We start from the raw sequence: 19,512 nt of genomic DNA, 5'->3' as shown, positions 1-19,512 counted from the left end.
GTCACATTCCGAATGAGGCGTCCGCGTCGCAAGAAGGATAGGCATGGCAAGAATTGGGACGGAACGCAACGATAGTCGCTGTCTGCTTTGCGGCAAAACCCGCGAGCAGGTCAAGAAGCTGATCCTCGGCGTCCATGGGGGCGTCTGCTTGGAGTGTGTCGATCTGTGCAATGAAATCGTGCGCAGCGATGTGGCCCAGGTGGAGGACTTCAGCGCCATCGGCATGATACCGAAGCCGAAGGAAATCTTCCGAATTCTGTCGCAGTACGTCGTCGGACAGGAACAGGCAAAGCGCTCTCTTTCCGTCGCCGTCTACAATCACTTCAAACGGATCAACGCGCCCAGCAGCGATGTCGAGCTGCAAAAGAGCAACATTCTGCTGCTCGGCCCCACCGGCAGCGGCAAGACTTTGCTGGCGCAGACCCTGGCGAAGATCCTGAATGTCCCCTTCGCCATCGCGGACGCCACGTCCCTGACGGAAGCGGGTTATGTGGGGGAGGATGTGGAAAACATCCTCCTCAAGCTCCTCCAATCGGCGGACAACGGCGAGAATATCCAGACCGTCGTTAAGAACGCCCAGCGCGGCATCATCTACATCGACGAGATCGATAAGATCACGCGCAAGTCGGACAGCCCGTCGATCACACGCGATGTGAGCGGCGAAGGCGTCCAGCAGGCGCTTCTCAAGATCCTGGAAGGCACCGTCGCGAACGTTCCGCCGCAAGGCGGGCGCAAGCATCCGCAGCAGGAGTACGTCCAGCTCGACACCACCAATATCCTCTTCATCTGCGGCGGCGCATTCGAAGGGATCGAGGAGACGATCGAGCGGCGCATGAACACCAAATCGCTCGGATTTCGAGCGCGTATCGACAGCAAGCGAGACCGGCAGGACGGCGACATGCTCCATCATGTTCTGCCCGAGGACCTGCTGCGCTACGGCCTGATCCCCGAGTTCATCGGGCGTCTTCCCGTGGTCACCACTCTGCGCGCGCTGAATGAAGAAGCGCTGATCCAGATTTTGACCGAGCCGAAGAACGCGCTGATCAAACAGTACAAGAAGTTCTTTGAGTTCGACGGCGTCGAGCTGGAGTTCACGCCGGACGCGCTTTCGGCGATCGCCCGCGAAGCCATCACGCGTTCAACCGGCGCCCGCGCGCTGCGCACGATCATCGAAGAGGTCATGCGCGACACGATGTACGAGATCCCGTCGGCTCGCGATATCAAGAAGGTGACGATCACGGAAGAGACGGTGGTGGAGCACACCTCCCCGATCGTGAACGCGCCGACACAGCTTCGGGCGGCGTCCTAGTTGTATCACTGTTTTCCGGCTGGAAGTCCCTTCCAGCCGGCTTTATTCATTTTAGCCGCGCCCTCCTCATCGCGGCATATTCCGATACTCCCAAATCTCAATCAAAGGATGTAATACTCCATGGCGCGGACAGCGAGCACACGCACAAAAAAAGTCGCCGAGCGTCGCAAGGACGCCGCAGGCGCTACTCAGGAGATTCCTCTTCTCCCCATCCGCGACAACGTGCATTTTCCACGGATGATCTTTCCACTCTTCGTCGGCCGCGAAAAATCGGTGCGGGCGCTGGATGAGGCGATGGCCGGCTCCCAGCATATCCTGCTCGCGGCGCAGCGAGAGGTCGGCACGGAAGACCCGGAGCCGAACGAGCTCTACAGCGTCGGAATCATCGCTGAGATCATGCAGATCCTGAAGGTTCCGGACGGCACGGTCCGCGTGATGCTGGAAGGACTGGAGCGCGTTCGGATCGTCGAATTTATCCAGAACGACCCCTACTTCTTAGTTCGGGTCGAAAAGCTTCCGATCTTGGAAACCAAAGACCTGCAAGCCGAGGCGATCATGCGGTCAGTCGTGACTCAGTTCGAGCAGATCGTCAATATCGGCAAGAATATCCCGCCCGAAGCGCTGATCTCATTGATGAGCATCGATGAGCCGGGACGCCTCGCCGACCATGTCGCCTGGCATATGCCCTCGCTTCGCGTCGAAACCAAGCAGGAGCTTTTGGAGCTGCTCAATCCCCAGGAGCGCCTGGAGAAGCTCAGCATCCTGCTGAAAAAAGAGTTCGAGATCCTGGAGATTCAAAAGAATATCCGCAACCGGGTCGAAAAAGAGATGGGCGACACACAGCGTGAGTTCATCCTGCGCGAACAGCTCAAAGCCATTCAGCAGGAGCTTGGCGAGCGCGACGAGCGCCAGACGGAAGTCGACGAGTTCCGCGTCAAGGTCGAAGAAGCGGGCATGCCGGAGGAAGTCGCCGCCCGCGCCATCAAGGAGATTGATCGTCTGGAGAAGATGCCGTACGCCGCCCCGGAAGGCGTCGTCATCCGCACCTATCTGGACACGCTGGTCGCCCTCCCCTGGTCAAAGGCGTCCGATGAGACGCTGGACATTGACGACGCCGTCGGCATCCTCGACGAAGACCACTACGGCCTGCCGAAGGTCAAAGAACGGATCTTAGAGTTTCTCGCCGTGCGCAAGCTCACAGGCACGCTCAAGGGACCGATCCTGTGTTTCGTCGGCCCTCCCGGCGTCGGCAAAACCAGTCTCGGCAAATCGATCGCCCGCGCTCTGGGACGTAAGTTTATTCGGATCAGCCTGGGCGGCGTTCGAGACGAAGCCGAAATCCGCGGACACCGGCGCACCTACATCGGCGCCATGCCCGGCCGCATCATTCAGGGTCTCAAGCAAACCGAAGTCAACAATCCCGTCTTCATGCTGGATGAGATTGACAAGATGGGCTCCGACTTCCGAGGCGATCCGTCGTCGGCCCTGCTCGAAGCGCTGGATCCAGAGCAGAACATCGATTTCTCCGATCACTACCTGGAAGTCCCATTCAACCTGAGCGACGTCATGTTCATCACGACGGCGAACCTGCTCGACCCCATCCCCCCCGCCCTGCGGGACCGGATGGAGATCATTTCGTTCTCGGGTTACATCGAAGATGAGAAGGTCCAGATCGCGCGCAAGTTCTTGATTCCCAAACAGATCAAGGACAACGGCCTTCAGCCCGAGCAACTCACGATCCCGGACGTCATGATCCTCAAGATCATCCGCGAGCACACGCGCGAGGCCGGCCTGCGCGGCTTCGAGCGCGAGATCGCCACCGTATGCCGCAAAGTCGCCCGCGCCGTCGCCCAGGGCCGTACGGAGCCAGTCGTGATCGGTCCTGAAGAAATCCGTACGTACCTCGGCCAGCGCAAGTACCATTACGGCGTGATGGAGGAGGAAGACGAGATCGGCGCCGCGACGGGACTGGTCTACACCGAAGCCGGCGGCGACGTCATCTCGATCGAGATCACCTTGATGCGCGGCAAAGACGGCCGCCTGACCCTCACCGGCCAGCTCGGCGACGTCATGAAGGAATCCGCCCAGGCCGCCCTGAGCTACGTACGCTCCCGCGCCCGCGCGCTGGACATCGAAGAGGACTTCTACGAGCGCCTGGAGATCCACGTCCACGTTCCCGCCGGCGCGATCCCCAAGGACGGACCCTCGGCCGGCATCACCATGGCGACGGCCCTCGCCTCCGCGCTCACCAAACGCGCCGTCCGCAAAGACGTCGCCATGACCGGCGAAATCACCCTGCGCGGCCGCGTCCTGCCCATCGGCGGCCTCAAAGAAAAAGTCCTCGCCGCGCACCGCGCGGGTATCCGCACGGTGATTCTGCCGTTTGAGAATGAGAAGGACTTAGAGGATCTGCCAAACGATGTGCGCGAGGAGATGAAGTTCGAGGTGGTGAAGCACGTCGACGAAGTGCTGGAGCTGGCGCTGCTGCCGAAGGTGTAGTCCCTATTCCCCCGGCGCTTTAGCGCCGGGGGAATAGGGCCTTAACGCCGCAACACCGCCCCCGCCCTTACTCCCGTCGGAACCCCACCCTCCACGGACAGCCGCCCATTCACGAATACCAGCTCAATTCCCGTCGGATACTGATTCGGCTCGTCGAATGTCGCCCGGTCGGCGACGGTTTCGGGATTGAAGACGGTAATGTCCGCCTTGCGTCCCACTTCCAGAGCGCCGCGATCCGTCAGCTTCATTCGTTTGGCCGGCAGGGTGGTCATTTTTTGAATGGCTTCCGAAAGGGTGATGACGCCGAGTTCGCGGACGTAGTGGCCGAGAACGCGCGGGAAGGTTCCGAAGGATCGGGGATGAGTCTTGTCGCCGGATTGCGGGCCGTGCGGATCCTGCGCGACGCCGTCGGAGCCGATCATGGTGAGGGAGTCGGTCATGACGGCGGCGATATCGTCCTCGGACATGGCGAAGTGGGCGGCGGAGACCCAGCCGTCTTCGGCGGCGAGCAGATCGATTGCCGCTTCCGCCGGGGAGAGGCCGGCGCGGAAGCCGAGGGTCGCGAGCGTCAAGCCCTGCGCCTCGCGGTGGTGACGCGCGGTGCCGATCTGGATCGCTGACCAATCCCAATCTTTCGCGTGGATCTCATCGAGAATGCGTGACCTTGTGAGGGGTTCGATCAGACGCGCGGCAAGGTCCGTGTTGGAGCCGTGACGGGCCCATTCGGGCAATAAGATCACGGAGAGGCCGGTCATGAAGGCGCTGTAGGGGTACATATCCGCCATGACGTCGAACCCCGCCTCCCGAGACTGTTCGATCAGCGCGAGGGTTTGCGCGATCTTGCCCCAGTTGGCGTGGCCCTCGGCCTTGTGATGCGAGATCTGCAATGGCGCGTTCGCGGCTTCGGCGACGGCGATCGCCTCCTGCACGCTTTCCACCAGGAAGTCGCCTTCATTGCGCATGTGGGTGGAATAAAAGGCGCCGGCGGCGGCCGCGCGGCGCGCGAGGGCCGTCAGCTCGTCATGCCCGGCGTGCGAGCCAGGGATATACTCCAGACCGCTGGAAAGGCCGAATGCGCCGTCCTCAAAGGCGTCGTCCAGCATCGCCGACATCCGCAGCAATTCCTGCGCGTCGGGCGCATTCTCGCCAAACCCCATCACGGCTTTTCGGATCGTGCCATGTCCGGCGAGCGATCCAAAATTGACGGCGGGCGCGGCAGCCTCCACATGGCCCAGGAACTCGCTCAGCCGCTCCCACTGCACGGGATTGCCGCCGCGCTCCGTCCACTTCTTCTCCTGCGCGAACACGGGATCGCTGGTCGCCAGACCAATGCTGATGCCGCAGTTGCCGGTCAGCTCCGTCGTAACGCCCTGCGCCAGACTGCTGCCCATGCCGGGATTATCGAGAACCGTGAAATCCGAGTGGGTGTGGATATCGATGAAGCCCGGGGAAACCGCAAGTCCTTCGACGGAAAAGATCCGGCCTGCGGTTTCCTGGGAAAGATCGCCGATGGCGGTAATGACGTCGCCGGTTACCGCGATATCGGCGCGGCGCGGAGGGCCGCCCCAGCCATCGTAGACCATCCCGCCGGAAAGGATATAGTCAGTCATTCTTCTGCTTTCGTTAAGATTATGAAGATTGGCGCGACCAAAGATTGTCTTCAAAAATCAAGAATGGCCGGCGAAAGATTGCGACGTTCACAAAGATCGTCGCCTAATTCAGCAGCGGAGGCTGCTCCGAACGGGCGGCGGCTTTGCGGCGCAGGCGGCTGGGACGCTTGGTTTCGTCGGCCAGGATGTAGCGCAGGCGCTCCAGGGCGCGCTGCTGGAGGCGCGAGACGTGCATTTGGGAGATGTTCAGCTCGCGCGCGATCTTGACCTGGGAAAGGTCTTCGAAGAAGCGCAGTTCGATAACCTGGCGTTCGCGCGGATCTAAGCACTCCAGGGCGTGGCGGAGGTCGGAGTAGGTGTCGATATCGCTGAGGCCGCCGTCCCAGCGGCCGACGATGTCCATCAGGGTCGCGCTGTCGCCGCCGGCGTGGGCGTCCAGGCGGGTGTCCAGCGAGATGGTGCTCGCGACCTGGCAGATCTCCAGCGCCTCCAGCGTTCGGTCCTCGGTCGCGCCGACTTCCTGGGCGATCTCGCTGACCGTGGGCGGGCGGCCCAGGCGCACGACGAGATGCTGCTGCGCCTTGCGCACGTTCAGCGAGAGCTCCTGGAGCCAGCGCGGCACTTTGACCTGCCAGGTCTTATCCCGGAAGTGGCGTTTGATTTCGCCGACGATAGTCGGCATGGCGTAGGTGGAAAACTTGACGTCTTTGGAGGGGTCGAACCGGTCCAGCGCATTGATCAGGCCGATATTGCCGACCTGCACCAAATCTTCGAGCGTCTCGCCGCTGCCGATGAAACGCGAGGCGACATAATGCACCAGCTTCTGGTGATGCATGATCAGCGTCTCGCGCGCCGCCTCGTCTCGTGTCTGGGCGTAACGGAACGATAGCGTCTGCAGCGTCATCTCCCCCATTCGCGGGGGAACCCGATCCGCAGCGCGCGGAGCGTCGTCGGTATTCGTATCGGCAGGACGATCGGTCAAATGCGTATCGTTCGTCACATCAACCCTATCTTGGTCTTGCATCAAAAAAACTATCCCTTATAGGTGTTTACACAGAAACACCAGCCTATCATTTAGGCGCCGCTCGTCAAAAATCCTCCTCAGTCACCGCTCGCGCGCGGCTTCCGCAATCAATCCGTAGCGCAGGCCGCGCTTGCTCACCACAAAACGGTCAACGCCCGCTCGCTGCAGCAAATGCTGGAGGATCAAAACACCGCCAATAATCACATCGGCGCGCGCGCTTTCCAGTCCTGGAACGCGTTTGCGCTCCTCGGTAGTACGGCTTATGAAGAGACCCAGCACATCATTGACATCCGCCAGCGTGACGGAACGGCCGTGAATCTCGGCGTCGCCCGCGCCCGCCGCATGCGCCGCGACGGCGGCGACGTTGATCGCCGTGCCGCCGATGCCGGCGATCGCCTTCGGGTGCGGCGCAAGCTCGAACTGCTCCAGCATCTCCCGCGTATAGCTCGCCGCTTCCTCCAGCTCGGAGGCAGTGGGGGGATCGCCGTGCAAAAAACGCTCCGTCAGCCGGACGGCTCCAATATTCAAACTACGATGGGCGCGTACTGAGTTCCCCTCGCCCACAATGAATTCACTGCTGCCGCCGCCGATATCAAAGACAAGAAGAGCCAGGTCCGCGGCAAGCCCCAGGCTGTCGTCGGACCGGATCGCCGCATAAGCAAGCTCCGCCTCACGATCGCCAGTAATGATCTCAATCGAGACCCCGGCATCGCGATGAATGCGGTCGATAAACTCGGGGCCATTGGACGCATCCCGCATGGCGCTTGTGCCGGCCGCAACAATACGCGTCGCGCCATCGGCGCGCGCGGCGTCGGCGAAGCGCTGAATGGCGGCGAGCGTGCGGTCCATGGCGATTTGCTTCAGCGTTTTGGAGGCGTCCACGCCCTCGCCAAGGCGCGTCACTTCCGAGTCTTCACGAACGATGGTGATTTTGCCCTGATCGGCGTCGGCGAGGGTTGCTTTCGTGGAGTTCGTGCCGACATCGATTGCTGCGATTCGTGTGCTCATATGCTTTTTAGCTCCACCCGCGTGCTCAAGTTGTCGTCCAGCGTCAAAATCGCGTACTCGGCGCGTTTGTTCCAGTTGCGGCCGACGGTCCCGGGATTGAGAAACAGCGTGCCGCCGCCATACCCCGCGAACGCGGAGTGCGTGTGGCCGGAGACCACGATCCGCGCCTCCGTATTGCGCGCCAGTTCCGCCAGCCGCGACTCCGGCGTCCAATCCCCCAGCCCTTCTTTGGAACCCGGCGAATAGTGCGTCAGGAAGATCTGGGCGACGCCGGCGTCGACGATCTCGAAGTCCGGAAGCGCGGCGAGCCATGCCCGTGACGGATCCGAGATCGCCGCGCTGCTGTCGCGAAGCGTCGCGTACTTGTCGGGCCGCAAGCGCCCCCACTTCTTTTGATACTTCTCACGCCGCTCGGGGAAGAGGGCGACGTGCTTGTCGTAATTCCCGCGCACATTGACGATATTGGGATGATCCCGGAGAAATTGCACGCACTTTTCCGGCGACTTGCCGTATCCGACATTGTCGCCGGCGTTCAGCACAATTCCCGTTGTCAGCCCCTCACGCGCCAGTTGCGCCCACACACGCGACAGCGCGGCGAGGTCGCCATGGATATCGCTCAGTACACCGATCCGCAACGTTCTTGCCGCCTTAATCGTCCAGCGCTTTTTCCAGCCGCTTGCGCAGCTCTTTGAGCTCTTCGCTGAACTCGGTTTGTTTCTTTTTCGACGGCAATTCTTCTTTGACCGCGGACGAAAGGAACTTGACGATCTGGTCCAAAGTCCGCGCGGTCTTCTTTTTGCCATACGTGCTCAAATGATCGCGCTCTTCCGGGACCGCCGAAATTACCGCGACGATCTTATCGATCTGTCGCTTCAGGGACTTCTCACGCAGCTTCTTCGGCACGCTTTCTTTCAAGCGGTTGATGAGCGCGTCGATCGCCTCCATATCGTCCTGGGCGGTCTCGTTGGCGGTGGAGGTCACAAGATCGAACGGCGTCGAGTCGTTGGCATGGAGATCTTCCGGCGCGCTCGGCGGCAGAGAATCCAAGACGGGAGGCGCGGGCGGCAGGTCGTCCGTGATTTCCACGACGAGCGAGACCGTTTCGGCGGCGCTCGCGGCGCCCAGCTGCTCGCCGACCCAGTTCTTGATATACGCCGCTTGTTTGAGTCCGACGCCTTTGATGGCCGCAATGGTCTCGACGGGAGCGTTGTGCAGATCGTCAATCGTTGTGATTCCCGCCGCCGCCAGCGCGGTGAGACGGGATGGGCCAAGATACGGCACGCGGGCGATATCGAAGATCGCCTCTTCTTCCGGCGTTTCGGCGATCAAAAGCTCCGATCCGGCAGCCGCGTCCGAGGAAGTGATAGCCGCGACATCCGCGGCGATCCCCATGATGGCGTCCTCGACGACTGCTTTGACGATCTCCTGGTCCATGGCGGCCTGATCCGCCGTCTTTTTGACGCGTCGCGCCGGCGTGTTGTTAGTTGGCAATTTCTGCGTCTTCCTTTCGTTCATTCCCGCCCGTCGGGACCAGCAGCTGCAAAAACTGCCGCTTGAAGCCCTGTTTTTGCAGCTTCTCCCAGTAACGGACGAAATCCAAATAGTTGGCTTCGCGCTTCGCCGTTTCCACGGCAATCAGATTGTCGAGCCCGATCTTGTATTCCGGACGATCCTTCGCGGCCTCGTCACGGAAAGCAGTCAATAGCGGAATACGAACATCCGAGTCGTGAATGTCGCCGATCCGCTCCTGGACCGATTTGACTTGATTGTAGATCTTAGTAAACTCGGCGTCGGGGAAACAGGGGGCGAAGATTTCCATGGTGTAGCGCAGACGCTTGGCGGCGATCCGCATGTTGTGCAGTTCCTCCACGCGCTCGACATCGTGCGCGTAGCGCGCAAATCGATAGACTTCCTCCAGACGCGTGTGGACGATCAGCGGCGCGTTCTCGGCCAGTGCGCCGCTCGCGTTGACCGCGTAAATCGGCAGAGCTTTAGCCATGGTCCGCATCCTCCTGCAATTGATCGAGCATCGCTTCGAAGTCCCGGGAGAACTTGCTCTTTTCGAGACGATTGAGTTCTTTGATCATGATCACGCGATCGCGATCCCGCTGCGCGTTCAAATGCTCCATAAACGCCTGCAAGCCGACTTTCTCCGCTTCAGGAACGCTGTCACTCATCTTCTGCATGAAATCGATCTGCACGTCGGCGTCGCGCACGCCGCCGAGGGCGTCGGTGATCCGGGCGACCTCTTTTTCCAGCGGACGAAATTGCTTCTCCGGGAAGACCGGCCCGAAGATCGACATCGCGGCTCGCAGACGGCGGGTCGCCACGCGCATATCGTGCAGCGCCTCGATGTCATCGCCGGCGCGCGTTCCCGGCAAATTCTTCATCACCTCGTCAAACTGCGTTTTGAGCGCCGTGACAGCCGACTGCGTGAACGACGCGTCCGCTGTGATATTGTAGGGTGATTTCAATCGTTTTTCTCCAGGCGTGTGATCACTATCTTGTATGATTTCCGATGGGTTTGTCAAGCAGATTCCTCGGCGGCAGGAGTTAAAGGCCGTTTCGTGGAACCAATAGGCAACATGACGAGCCGAATCCAGCAGCTGACCAATATTCTTCCCGCCTCCATCAGTTTTTCCGAACGACGCCTGCAATCAAACCCAGCGACGGAGATCGAGAACGCCGAACTTTCCTCCCGCGCCGTCTCCGACGCCCTGGGCGCCGGGATAACGCTGTTCCATGCGGCCCACGAGCGCGAAGCGATCTCGCTGGCCGCCGCGCTTGCCCCTTTGGAAAACACGCCTCCCTACCTTCTCAGCACGACCGACGGCGATGCGCTCGCGCGCTGCCCGGACACCGCGGAGGGCGCCGCCGAAGCGATCCTAAGGGCCATCACGCGCAAACACGAGATGCTGGGCAGACAGACGCTGGACCTCTTCTCCCTTTACGATTTTCGACGCGAAGTCCACCACGGCGAAGCGCTCGACGGCGCTGTGCGGGCGATGCAGGAGGCGCGGCAGGCGCAAAGCATCACATCGATCGGCGCCACCTGCTATGGCGATTACGACGCGCTGGCCGACGCCATTCGCGGCAAAGCGTTCGCCCCCGATTTCGTCATCGTGCGCTGCAACTATGTCGATCGGCGCGCCGCAGCCGCGCTGATCCCGCTCTGCCGAGATCTGGGGATTGATGTCATAGCCACCCAAACGTTCTCCTGGCGCGGCGATATTCCCTTCACGCGTTTCCCCAATATCTGGCGTTATCGAAATATGACCAAGAACTTCTACGGTCTTTCCGTGGCGCAGGCGCATCTGAAATGGCTCAGCGCCAGCGAATTGTTCGACACCATTTTAGTCTCGATGCAGGACGCCGCACAGGTTGCGGAAAACGTCGCCGCCCCCAAGATCACGCAGCTGCCCAACGGGCTGGAGAGCTTGTTCCAGAGTATTGGCGAGGCGATTGACGGGACGGACGACGGTTGGAAAGGCTTATTGGAGGATGAGATTTGGGAGTACCGGATCGCGGCGCAGGACGCGCTGGAGCGGAGGGCCGGCCGATGAGTGAGCCGATCATCCAGTGCGTCCCAAACTTCAGCGAAGGCCGCCGTCCGGAAGTTGTTCAGGCGATTGTCGGCGCGGTCTCGGCGACGCCCGGCGTGCGCCTTGTGGACTGGAGCAGCGACACGGACCATAATCGGATGGTCGTCACGTTCGTCGGCCCGCCCGCGCCGGTCGCCGCCGCCGCGAAGGCGGCGGCCGGCGCCGCCGTTCGGCATATTTCGCTGACCGAGCACCACGGCGTCCACCCCAGGCTTGGCGCGATCGACGTGCTGCCGTTCGTTCCAATCAAAAATATCACCATGGAGGAATGCGCCCGTCTCGCCACTCAGCTGGGGGCGGAGATCGCCGAAGATCTCCAGCTTCCGGTCTTCCTGTATGAGTTCGCATCGACCGGGCGCCGGGCGCTGCCGGACGTGCGGCGCGGCGCATTCTCCGAGATCACGCCCGATTACGGGCCGTCATCGCCCCACCCCACGGCCGGCGCGGTCGTCGTCGGCGCGCGCGGGCCATTGATCGCCTATAACGTCAATCTCAGCACTCCAGACATCCGAGCGGCGAAGACCATCGCGCGTGAGCTGCGCGCGGATGGCGCGGCGGGCTTTGTGGGCGTGCGCGCCCTGGGGCTCGCGCTGGAGTCGCGCGGATTGAGCCAGGTGTCGATCAACGTCGTTCACCCGGAGTCCGTCTCCCTCTACGCCCTATTTTCTTATATTGCCAGGCGAGCCGAAGAACTGGGAACAAAAGCCGTGGAGAGTGAAGTGATTGGCGCGCTGCCGGGCTTTTCCGCGTACGGTCTCATCCGTGATGCGATCGCAGCAACGAGAATAAAGCCCGGCCAGGTCCTATGGGAGAACTGGCCGACGTAAGACGCCCCCGGCTCCTTGTGGGGGCCGGGGGCGTCTTGTTTGGCGCGAAGCCACGTTGAGGCTTAGACGGCGGCTGCGGTGAGCACGGTGGAGCGCAGGAGCCGCCGGATCAGAGGCGCGTTGGCCTCGGGGAACTCGTAGTTCGGCAGTTCGGCGACGGTCACCCAGGCGACCTTGCCGTTGCCGAGCGGCCGCGCGTCATCCGAGAGCGCGCGACAGAGAAATGGAAAGAGCGTGACGGTGCGGCCCGGATAGTCGTGAGTGATCGAGTTCCACTCCTCAAGGATGTCGATTTCCAGCCCGACCTCTTCTCGCGTCTCCCGCCTTACGGCTTGTCGGAGCGTTTCTCCGGGATGGCATTTGCCGCCGGGAAACTCCCAGAAATTGGCGAGATGAACGTCGGCCTTGCGCTGCGCGATCAAAATACGGTCGTCTTTTGGATGTTTAATAATGGCGATAGCGATATTCATCGTAATCTTACCTCTCAGAACTCCAGACTGCCCTGAACCAGCGACAGTTTCAGCTTCGTAACCAGTCGCACCTGAGGGGTCGCCATCGCGATCCCCGAAAAATCTTCCAGCTTCTTCCACGCGCCGTTCTGGGAAAGTTGCGCGCCGCGCGCGACCTGCGCGCGATACCCATGCAGCGTAATCCGCCGGTTTCCGACCACGTGTTTCAAATTGCCGAACTGCTCCACAGAGGGAACGGTCAATTCCGCCGCCTCGAAGGCGGCGCGGGCGGCGCACTGCTCCAGCGTCTCCTCCGGGCGGCGGCGCGCGCGCGGCAGCTCCCAGAGACCTCCCCACAGCGGATCGTCCGCCGGGCGCTGCACTACCAGAAAGTGTCCGCGCTCGTTCTGCACGGCGATAGAGACGTCTTCATCGTCCTTCCATTTGCGCGTTTTATCGAGCTCGGGATAGCGCGCCGGATCGCCTTCCAGGTACGCCTGACAGATCGCGTTCAGCGGGCATCCCTCGCACCTCGGCGCGGCGGGCGTACACACCAGCGCTCCCAGCTCCATCATCGCTTGATTGAAGTCCGAGGCGCGCCCGTCGGGAATCACCTCACGCGCCAGATCCCACAGTACGGACTGTGTGTGCGCGGACTTTTTAGGATCTCCTGTCACCGTATACACGCGCGCCAAAACTCGGATCACGTTCGTATCGAGGATCGGCTCCGATTGGTTGTGAGCAATCGATAGGATCGCCCCCGCCGTATAGCGCCCGATTCCCGGCAGCGCCAGGATCTCCTTTGGATCGGACGGCAGCGCGCCGCCATGGCGCTCCGTGACGATCTGCGCCGTTCGGTGCAGGTTGCGGGCGCGCGCATAGTAGCCCAGGCCCGCCCACAGCCGCAGGACGTCGTCGACCGGCGCCTCCGCGAGCGCGCTCAAGGTCGGAAACCGCGTCATCCAGCGCTCATAGAACGGGATGACGGCGGCCACGGTCGTCTGCTGGAGCATAATCTCGGAGATCCAGACACCGTAAGAACCGGCTTCCGATCGCCGCCAAGGCAAATCACGCTTATGAAATCCGTACCAGTGGAGAAGGCGCTCACCGAGCACTGTCTTTTTGGAAGGTTCCAAGGGGATCGAACCGGCGAAAGATACTGCTGCCATACATTGATTATATCCCATATTCTAGACGTTCACACGAAAAAAGACCGTGCGGGGCGGAAGGCCCTGCACGGTCCGGGATGACTCGATATTTTGACCGGATATCAACCGAACCGGCCCGAGACGTAAGCCTCGGTTTCTTCGTCCGAAGGGTTGGTGAAGATGGTGCTTGTATCGTCGAACTCGCGCAGCTCGCCGCGCAGGAAGAAGCCCGTCTGCTGAGAGACGCGCGCCGCTTGCTGCATGTTGTGCGTGACGATGACGATCGTATAATGGCCGCGCAGATCTTCCATCAACTGCTCGATGCGGAAGGTGCTGTTCGGGTCCAGCGCCGAGCAGGGCTCATCCATCAGGATGACGTCGGGTTCGACGGCGAGAACGCGGGCGATACAAAGGCGCTGCTGCTGGCCGCCGGAAAGGGCGAACGCCGACTTGTGCAGCTTGTCCTTCACTTCTTCCCACAGGGCCGCGCCGCGCAGGGTGCGCTCGACGGTCTCGTCGAGCATCTTGCGGTTGCGGATCCCATGGATGCGCGGGCCGTAGCAGATATTATCGTAGATGGACATCGGGAACGGATTAGGCTTTTGGAAGACCATGCCGACCGTTTTGCGCAGTCCGACGACATCGCGAGTGCGGTCGTAGATATCCTGCCCGTCCAGCGTGATGGAGCCTGTGAGGCGCGTGCCGTCGATCAAATCGTTCATGCGGTTCAAGGTCCGCAGGAAGGTCGATTTGCCGCAGCCCGACGGTCCGATTAACGCCGTGACTTGATGCTCCGGGACGACGATGTTGATCTTCTTCAGCGCGTGGAAGTCGCCGTAGTAGAAGTCGACGTCCTTAGCGACGATCTTGGACTTTGACGCAACGCGGTTGGCGTCGGGCGTCGGAGGCTTGACGACGGGCCTGGAAAGCGCCGGCGGCGTCTGCTTTTCGTTGGATACGATGTTTGTCATGGTTATTTTTCTTCCAGAACCTTGCCGCGTGTCGCCGTTCGCGCGGCGATGCTCAGAACGAGGATCAGCGTGATCAACACCACGGCGCCTGCCCACGCCATACGCTGCTGGTCGGGATCGACCGCCGTTGCATAGTTGTAGATGCGCAGGGGCAGCGCGTCGATCGGCGCGGTGAGCGTGGGAACCTTGATCCCAAAGACCTTGTGCGTGACGAAGAACTCATTCCCTAATACGGTAAAGAGCAGCGGCGCCGTTTCACCCGCGATTCGCGCGAGCGCCAGCATGATGCCGGTAATGACGCCTCCTCGCGCGGTCGGAAGGACGACGCTCCACATTGTGCGCCATCGAGTGGCTCCCAGGCCCAAAGACGCCTCACGCATCGAGAACGGCACCAGCCGCAAAATCTCTTCCGTGGTGCGCATGATCGTCGGGATCATCATGATTCCCAGCGCGAAGCCTCCGGCGTAAGCCGAGTACCCCGTTCCAGGATGCCGCTGCGCTTCTGGATAGACCCAGATCGCATAGACGAAGATGCCGATAACGATCGAGGGAATTCCATTCAGAACGTCCGTAAAGAAGCGGACGATCATCGCGAACTTGCCCTTCGCCTCCAGCTGGTAGATGCCGCCGAGAATGCCCAGGGGCAGACCGATCAGCGACGCCAGTCCTAACAGCACCAGTGTACCATAAATGGACTGCGACATGCCGCCGGCTTTTTCGTCCACGTGGTTGGGCAGCTTGGTGAAGAAGTTGAGGTTGATCGAAGAGAAACCCTTCGAGACCAGGAAAAACAGCACCAGTCCCAGCACCGTGACGGCCGCGAGAGACGCCAGCATGCAGAGGGTCAGCATGATGCGGTTCGCGATCTTGCGCTGGGTGACGTTGCTGCGATGGGGCTTGACTGCTGTCGAGTTATTTACCACCAGCCACATCCTTTGCCGTGTAGAACACCAGGAGGCGCGCCGCCATGTTGACGACGATCGTGACGAAGAACAGCACAAGGCCGATCTCCACCAGCGCGGAGGTGTTCAGACCAGGTCCGGCCTCATTGAACTTGTTCGCCAATGCGCTGGACATCGTATATCCGGGCTGGAACAGCGAGAACGAGATGCCGTTCGGCGTGCTGGGCGGCTGGTTGCCGATCAGCATCGTGACCGCCATCGTCTCGCCGAGCGCCCGGCCGAGGCCAAGCATCACGGCGCCGACGATACCGGACTTTGCGAACGGAATCACGACACGGCTGATCGTCTCCCACTGGGTCGCTCCCAGGCCGTATGAGCCTTCGCGCTGCGCCTTCGGGATCGCCTTCAGAATATCGCGCGTCACTGCGGTGATAAACGGAATGACCATGATCGCCAGAATGATTCCGGCGGCCATCATGCTCGGACCGATCGCCTCACCGGAGAAGAGTCCTCCGAGGATCGGGATATGCGGAATTCGGGAGTTCGCGATTGGGTGCATGACGTGGTCTTTGAGCCACGGCAGCATCACAAAAATTCCCCAGAGACCATACACGACACTGGGAATGGCGGCGAGGAGCTCGATCAAAAAAGTCATCGGAGTGCGCAGCCATTTCGGCGCAAGTTCCGAGAGGAAAACCGCGGAGCCGATACTGATCGGCACGGCGATCAGCAGGGCCAGGAACGAGGAATAAAGGGTGCCGAAGATATAAGGGAGGATCCCATAGACATCGGTCGTTTCATCCCACGTCGATTTGGTGATATAGCCCCATCCGAATTTGTGGATCGATTCCGAGCTCGCGCTGGACAGCTGGACGGCGAGCCAGACAATGATGCCAAAGATGCTGAGGGACGCCAAGAAGGTAATGGCGGCGTAAATTCGGTCGCCGTAGCGAATGGAAAACGACGCCTTGGGAAACACGAGTTTCTTAGGCGATGAAGAAGCCGCGGAAGGTGAGTTGATTGGTGTTGTTGTCATATCCACCGTAGTTTCGGGTCGTTTCCCACCCGATTGGGGAGGCGCTTGATGCGCCAAAAAGTCCGCAAGCGCGAAAGTGCTGCGCTTGCGGACCATGAAAGACTACTTGAGCGACGCGACAGCGGCCAAAGCGCGCTTCTGAACGCTATCGGGCAGCTTGGCGTACAGCAGGTCGTCCGCCTGGCTCTGTCCGTCGGTCAGCGCCCACTGCAGGAACTTCTTCAGTTCCGGCTTGGAGTCGCGGTAGACCAGCAGGAAGGTGAAGCCGGTGATCGGATAGCCCTGCGCAGCCTTGGTGTTGGTGATGACCTTGCGGAAGTCCGCAGGCAGCGTGGATCCGTCGGCGGCCGCGGTGGTCGAAGCGACGCTCGGGTAGATGAAGTTGCCCTTGGCGTTGCGGACAGCCGCGTACGGGATGACGTTCGTGACGGCGTAGGCCAGCTCGATGTAGCCGATGCCGCCTTCGGTCTGCTTGATCAGAGCGGCGACGCCCGGGTTACCCTTGCCGCCGAGTCCCTTGACCCACTTGACCGACTTGCCGGCGCCGACCTGGTCTTTCCAATCGCCGCTGACTTCCGACAGGAACGTGGTGAAGATGTTCGTGGTTCCGGAGCCGTCGGAGCGGTGGAACGGCGCGATGCCGGTGCTCGGGAACTTCGTTCCAGGGTTCAGCTTGGCGATGCGGCCATCGTCCCACTTGGTGATCTTGCCAAGGAAGATGTCGGCGATCACGTCCTGGGTCAGCTTAATGCCGGGGCCCACGCCGGGAACGTTGTAAGCGACGACGACGGCGCCCGCAACGGTCGGGATGTGGATGACGCCGGGCGCCTTGGCGAGCTCGGCGTCGGACATCGGAGCGTCGGACGCGCCGAAGTCGACGGAGCGAGCGGTGATGGCTTTGATGCCGCCGCCGGAGCCGATGGCCTGATAGTTGATCTCAGCGCCGGTTTTCGCCTTGTACTGTTGGAACCACTTCTGGTACAGCGGAGCGGGGAACGTCGCGCCCGCGCCGGTAAGGCTCTGGGCGTGCGCGCCGGCGGCCAGCAGGCTCGTGAGAGCCAGCGCCGTCGCCGCGATTTTGTTCAGCTTATTGAAGAACATGGAAAGAGGACTCCTAAAATTCGAAGGCTGTGGATGGCCGCGATCCGCGGCCATCCCTGTGATCGCCTTATCTGATTGCGATTGCGATGTTAGAACTTGACCTGAAGTTCGCTTACGAACAGGCCAACCTTCTCCGGATCAACGGCGCCGGGAGCGTGGGCGACTTTATTGGGCTTGGTGTACCACAAGCGCAGGCGGGTGGACTTGTCCAAGTTGTAAAGCGCGCCATAGCCGAAGTTCTTGTCCGTGTACGAGCTGTTGCTGCCGGCGCCGCTCTTAGCGCGGTTGAACTCATCGTAGCTCGCGGCCAGGGTCAGTGTATGTGTACCGGCAGGGCTGAAGCTGTAGCCGCCCAGCGCGTAGTAGCCTTCGATCTTATTGCCGGGTGCGTAGGTCGTTGCCAACGCAAGCGCGCCTTGGTTGAGACCAGCATAGGCGGTCCGCTGCTCGAACTTACCTTCGACGTATTCGCCGTTCAGGAAGATATTCGCTGTCGGGTTGTACTGAACGTCCGCGCCGGTCAGCTGCTTTTTGCGCGAGGTGTAGGCCGCTCCAGTATTGGAGTAATCCGCAACGTGTCCGTTGTAGAAGGAAGCGCCAACGCCCAGCTTCTTGTCGCCCGTCTGATAGGCGAGGCGATAGATCTGGTCGACCTGTCGGTCGGTGTCGTTGCTGGCAAGACCGGTGCCGTTGACCAATGCGACCGTGTACTTGACCGGACCGGCGACGCCCGCGACCTGTACGCCGCGATCGTAGTCCTGGTTGGCGAACAAGCCCTGCCCGCCTTCGTTGAAGGCAAGCGGCCGTTCGGCCTGGATCGTCGAGGCGGACGAGAGCGGCAGAATGTAACCAAACGGGTTGGCGAACATACCGGCGGTGATGCTCAGGTTCTTGGCGGGATCGCCATTGCCGAACGCATAGGTCGCATTGCCCTCACGGACGCTGACCGCGGCGTTGCTCGATGCGTTGCTGCTGTTCGGGGTGCTCGTGGGACTGGCGAAGCCCGATGCGTCGAGCTGAATGGCGTAGCGGGTATTCTGCGTCAGCTGGCCAGTGAACTTGAGGCGCGAGCGGCGAACGATGAAGGAGGCCCCGTTAGACCCTGAAGCGTAGGTGCCGTTGTAAGGGCTGTTGCCGGGAACCTTGCCGTGCGGATAGGTGAGGTGATTGACGCTCTTGGGATCCTGGTTATCGCTGCCGGTCGCATCGAAGTAACGCGCCTGGATGTAGCCGCTGATCTGGAATTTGCGCTTCGCGCCGACGCCGTACGAATTATTCGCGGTGTCCTGCGCTTTGTTCGCGAGGTCCTTGGTGTCCAGAACGTCCTGGCGAAGGTCCTCGACATTGCCGCGAAGTTCGGCGATGTCGGCTTGCGCCTTGGTCACGTCGGCCTGGATCGCGGTCAATTCGGTCTTGAAGCTGTCCACGAGGACCTGGATCTTGTTCAGATCGTCCTGCGTGACGGCGTTTGTCGGCGTGGCGCCGCTCTTCATATCGGCAATAGTCTGAAGGAGACGATCGACAACGGTCGCGAACTCATAGCGGGTCAGCGCGCGGTTGCCCAGGAACTGCCCATTGGGATATCCCTTGACAAGGCCTTTATCCGCAAGGCTCTGCACCGACGTGTAAGCCCAGTGGTTCTGCGGGACATCCGGGAACGAGGTTCCCTGCGCCTGCGCGGCGGGAGCGGCGACAACAGCTCCCACGGCCAGCGCGCCGAGCGCAATAGCGGTGTTCCAGTTTTTCACAAAATCCTCCTCGATCTCGATGATCCGTCGTATCGCCATGCCGGCTTGAAAAATCAGCGGGCATGCGCGTCGCGGATCGACATCATAACAGCCACGAGTTTACTGTGCGAATGTTAAGAGAATATTAAGAACACCCGTTTTTGAGAGAGATTTCACGAAGAATTGTTAAATAGTACCCAGGCTTACGATTGCCGGACAGACGGAGAGAAAAGTCGAAGGCCGGGCAGGTTTCCGGGGAGAGGGGCGTTATAGTATAATGTATCTGTCTGGGATCACCG

At 61.0% G+C, this 19,512-nt stretch carries 18 protein-coding genes; 4 read left to right on the top strand and 14 right to left on the bottom strand.

Going from position 1 to position 19,512, the window contains the following annotated elements; all coding sequences use genetic code 11:
* Positions 1 to 43 precede the first annotated feature (43 nt).
* Positions 44 to 1,309: an ATP-dependent Clp protease ATP-binding subunit ClpX gene (clpX, locus tag D5261_RS21570; protein ID WP_119322094.1), complete on the top strand. Its 1,266-nt coding sequence runs from the start codon at positions 44 to 46 to the stop codon at positions 1,307 to 1,309.
* Between the two features lie 120 nt (positions 1,310 to 1,429).
* On the top strand, positions 1,430 to 3,808 hold the full coding sequence (gene lon / locus D5261_RS21565) for an endopeptidase La (protein WP_119322095.1): 2,379 nt from the start codon (positions 1,430 to 1,432) through the stop codon (positions 3,806 to 3,808).
* 41 nt (positions 3,809 to 3,849) lie between these two features.
* Here the strand turns inward: lon and D5261_RS21560 are convergent, their stop codons facing one another.
* The 7 genes from D5261_RS21560 to D5261_RS21530 all read right to left on the bottom strand — a co-directional run bounded on the left by D5261_RS21560 (position 3,850) and on the right by D5261_RS21530 (position 9,924).
* The gene (locus D5261_RS21560; RefSeq protein ID WP_119322096.1) at positions 3,850 to 5,418 is read right to left on the bottom strand and encodes an N-acyl-D-amino-acid deacylase family protein; all 1,569 of its coding nucleotides are present in this window, start codon (positions 5,416 to 5,418) and stop codon (positions 3,850 to 3,852) included.
* A 103-nt stretch (positions 5,419 to 5,521) separates the two neighbouring features.
* Complete coding sequence (locus D5261_RS21555; RefSeq protein ID WP_119322097.1) at positions 5,522 to 6,442, bottom strand: SigB/SigF/SigG family RNA polymerase sigma factor; 921 nt, start codon at positions 6,440 to 6,442, stop codon at positions 5,522 to 5,524.
* Between the two features lie 81 nt (positions 6,443 to 6,523).
* Entirely contained in the window at positions 6,524 to 7,450 is a 927-nt protein-coding gene (locus tag D5261_RS21550; protein ID WP_119322098.1) for a Ppx/GppA phosphatase family protein, read from the bottom strand.
* On the bottom strand, positions 7,447 to 8,085 hold the full coding sequence (locus D5261_RS21545; RefSeq protein WP_165864282.1) for a metallophosphoesterase family protein: 639 nt from the start codon (positions 8,083 to 8,085) through the stop codon (positions 7,447 to 7,449). The genes D5261_RS21550 and D5261_RS21545 overlap by 4 nt, the downstream gene beginning before the upstream one ends.
* A 13-nt stretch (positions 8,086 to 8,098) precedes the next feature.
* Positions 8,099 to 8,941, bottom strand: coding sequence for a helix-hairpin-helix domain-containing protein (locus D5261_RS21540; protein WP_165864283.1), 843 nt, complete (start codon positions 8,939 to 8,941; stop codon positions 8,099 to 8,101).
* The gene (locus D5261_RS21535) at positions 8,931 to 9,449 is read right to left on the bottom strand and encodes a CHAD domain-containing protein (protein ID WP_165864284.1); all 519 of its coding nucleotides are present in this window, start codon (positions 9,447 to 9,449) and stop codon (positions 8,931 to 8,933) included. The genes D5261_RS21540 and D5261_RS21535 overlap by 11 nt, the downstream gene beginning before the upstream one ends.
* Complete coding sequence (locus D5261_RS21530) at positions 9,442 to 9,924, bottom strand: CHAD domain-containing protein (RefSeq protein WP_119322102.1); 483 nt, start codon at positions 9,922 to 9,924, stop codon at positions 9,442 to 9,444. The genes D5261_RS21535 and D5261_RS21530 overlap by 8 nt, the downstream gene beginning before the upstream one ends.
* A 111-nt stretch (positions 9,925 to 10,035) precedes the next feature.
* Here D5261_RS21530 and D5261_RS21525 point away from each other — a divergent pair, with 111 nt between their 5' ends.
* Positions 10,036 to 11,013, top strand: coding sequence for an aldo/keto reductase (locus D5261_RS21525; RefSeq protein ID WP_119322103.1), 978 nt, complete (start codon positions 10,036 to 10,038; stop codon positions 11,011 to 11,013).
* Positions 11,010 to 11,879: a glutamate formimidoyltransferase gene (gene ftcD, locus D5261_RS21520; RefSeq protein ID WP_119322104.1), complete on the top strand. Its 870-nt coding sequence runs from the start codon at positions 11,010 to 11,012 to the stop codon at positions 11,877 to 11,879. The genes D5261_RS21525 and ftcD overlap by 4 nt, the downstream gene beginning before the upstream one ends.
* Positions 11,880 to 11,941: 62 nt before the next feature.
* On the opposite strand, the gene mutT is transcribed toward ftcD, so the two are convergent.
* The 7 genes from mutT to D5261_RS21485 all read right to left on the bottom strand — a co-directional run bounded on the left by mutT (position 11,942) and on the right by D5261_RS21485 (position 19,234).
* Positions 11,942 to 12,349: an 8-oxo-dGTP diphosphatase MutT gene (mutT, locus tag D5261_RS21515; protein ID WP_119322105.1), complete on the bottom strand. Its 408-nt coding sequence runs from the start codon at positions 12,347 to 12,349 to the stop codon at positions 11,942 to 11,944.
* A 14-nt stretch (positions 12,350 to 12,363) separates the two neighbouring features.
* Positions 12,364 to 13,497, bottom strand: a complete 1,134-nt coding sequence (mutY, locus tag D5261_RS21510; protein WP_165864285.1) for an A/G-specific adenine glycosylase — start codon at positions 13,495 to 13,497, stop codon at positions 12,364 to 12,366.
* A gap of 101 nt (positions 13,498 to 13,598) precedes the next feature.
* Positions 13,599 to 14,447 (bottom strand): phosphate ABC transporter ATP-binding protein PstB, encoded by an 849-nt coding sequence (gene pstB, locus D5261_RS21505; RefSeq protein ID WP_119322107.1) that lies wholly within the window; start codon positions 14,445 to 14,447, stop codon positions 13,599 to 13,601.
* 2 nt (positions 14,448 to 14,449) lie between these two features.
* Positions 14,450 to 15,370 carry a phosphate ABC transporter permease PstA gene (gene pstA / locus D5261_RS21500; RefSeq protein WP_218025626.1) on the bottom strand — a complete coding sequence of 307 codons (921 nt, stop codon included), beginning with the start codon at positions 15,368 to 15,370 and terminating at the stop codon, positions 14,450 to 14,452.
* Positions 15,360 to 16,385: a phosphate ABC transporter permease subunit PstC gene (gene pstC, locus D5261_RS21495; RefSeq protein WP_119322109.1), complete on the bottom strand. Its 1,026-nt coding sequence runs from the start codon at positions 16,383 to 16,385 to the stop codon at positions 15,360 to 15,362. The genes pstA and pstC overlap by 11 nt, the downstream gene beginning before the upstream one ends.
* 102 nt (positions 16,386 to 16,487) lie before the next feature.
* On the bottom strand, positions 16,488 to 17,486 hold the full coding sequence (gene pstS, locus D5261_RS21490; protein WP_119322110.1) for a phosphate ABC transporter substrate-binding protein PstS: 999 nt from the start codon (positions 17,484 to 17,486) through the stop codon (positions 16,488 to 16,490).
* Positions 17,487 to 17,575: 89 nt separating this feature from the next.
* Positions 17,576 to 19,234 carry a porin gene (locus D5261_RS21485; protein ID WP_218025627.1) on the bottom strand — a complete coding sequence of 553 codons (1,659 nt, stop codon included), beginning with the start codon at positions 19,232 to 19,234 and terminating at the stop codon, positions 17,576 to 17,578.
* Between the last annotated feature and the right edge of the window lie 278 nt (positions 19,235 to 19,512).

The sequence above is a fragment of the Capsulimonas corticalis genome (genome assembly GCF_003574315.2).
In the GTDB taxonomy this organism is placed as follows: domain Bacteria; phylum Armatimonadota; class Armatimonadia; order Armatimonadales; family Capsulimonadaceae; genus Capsulimonas; species Capsulimonas corticalis.
This window is presented reverse-complemented; position numbering and strand designations above follow the sequence as displayed.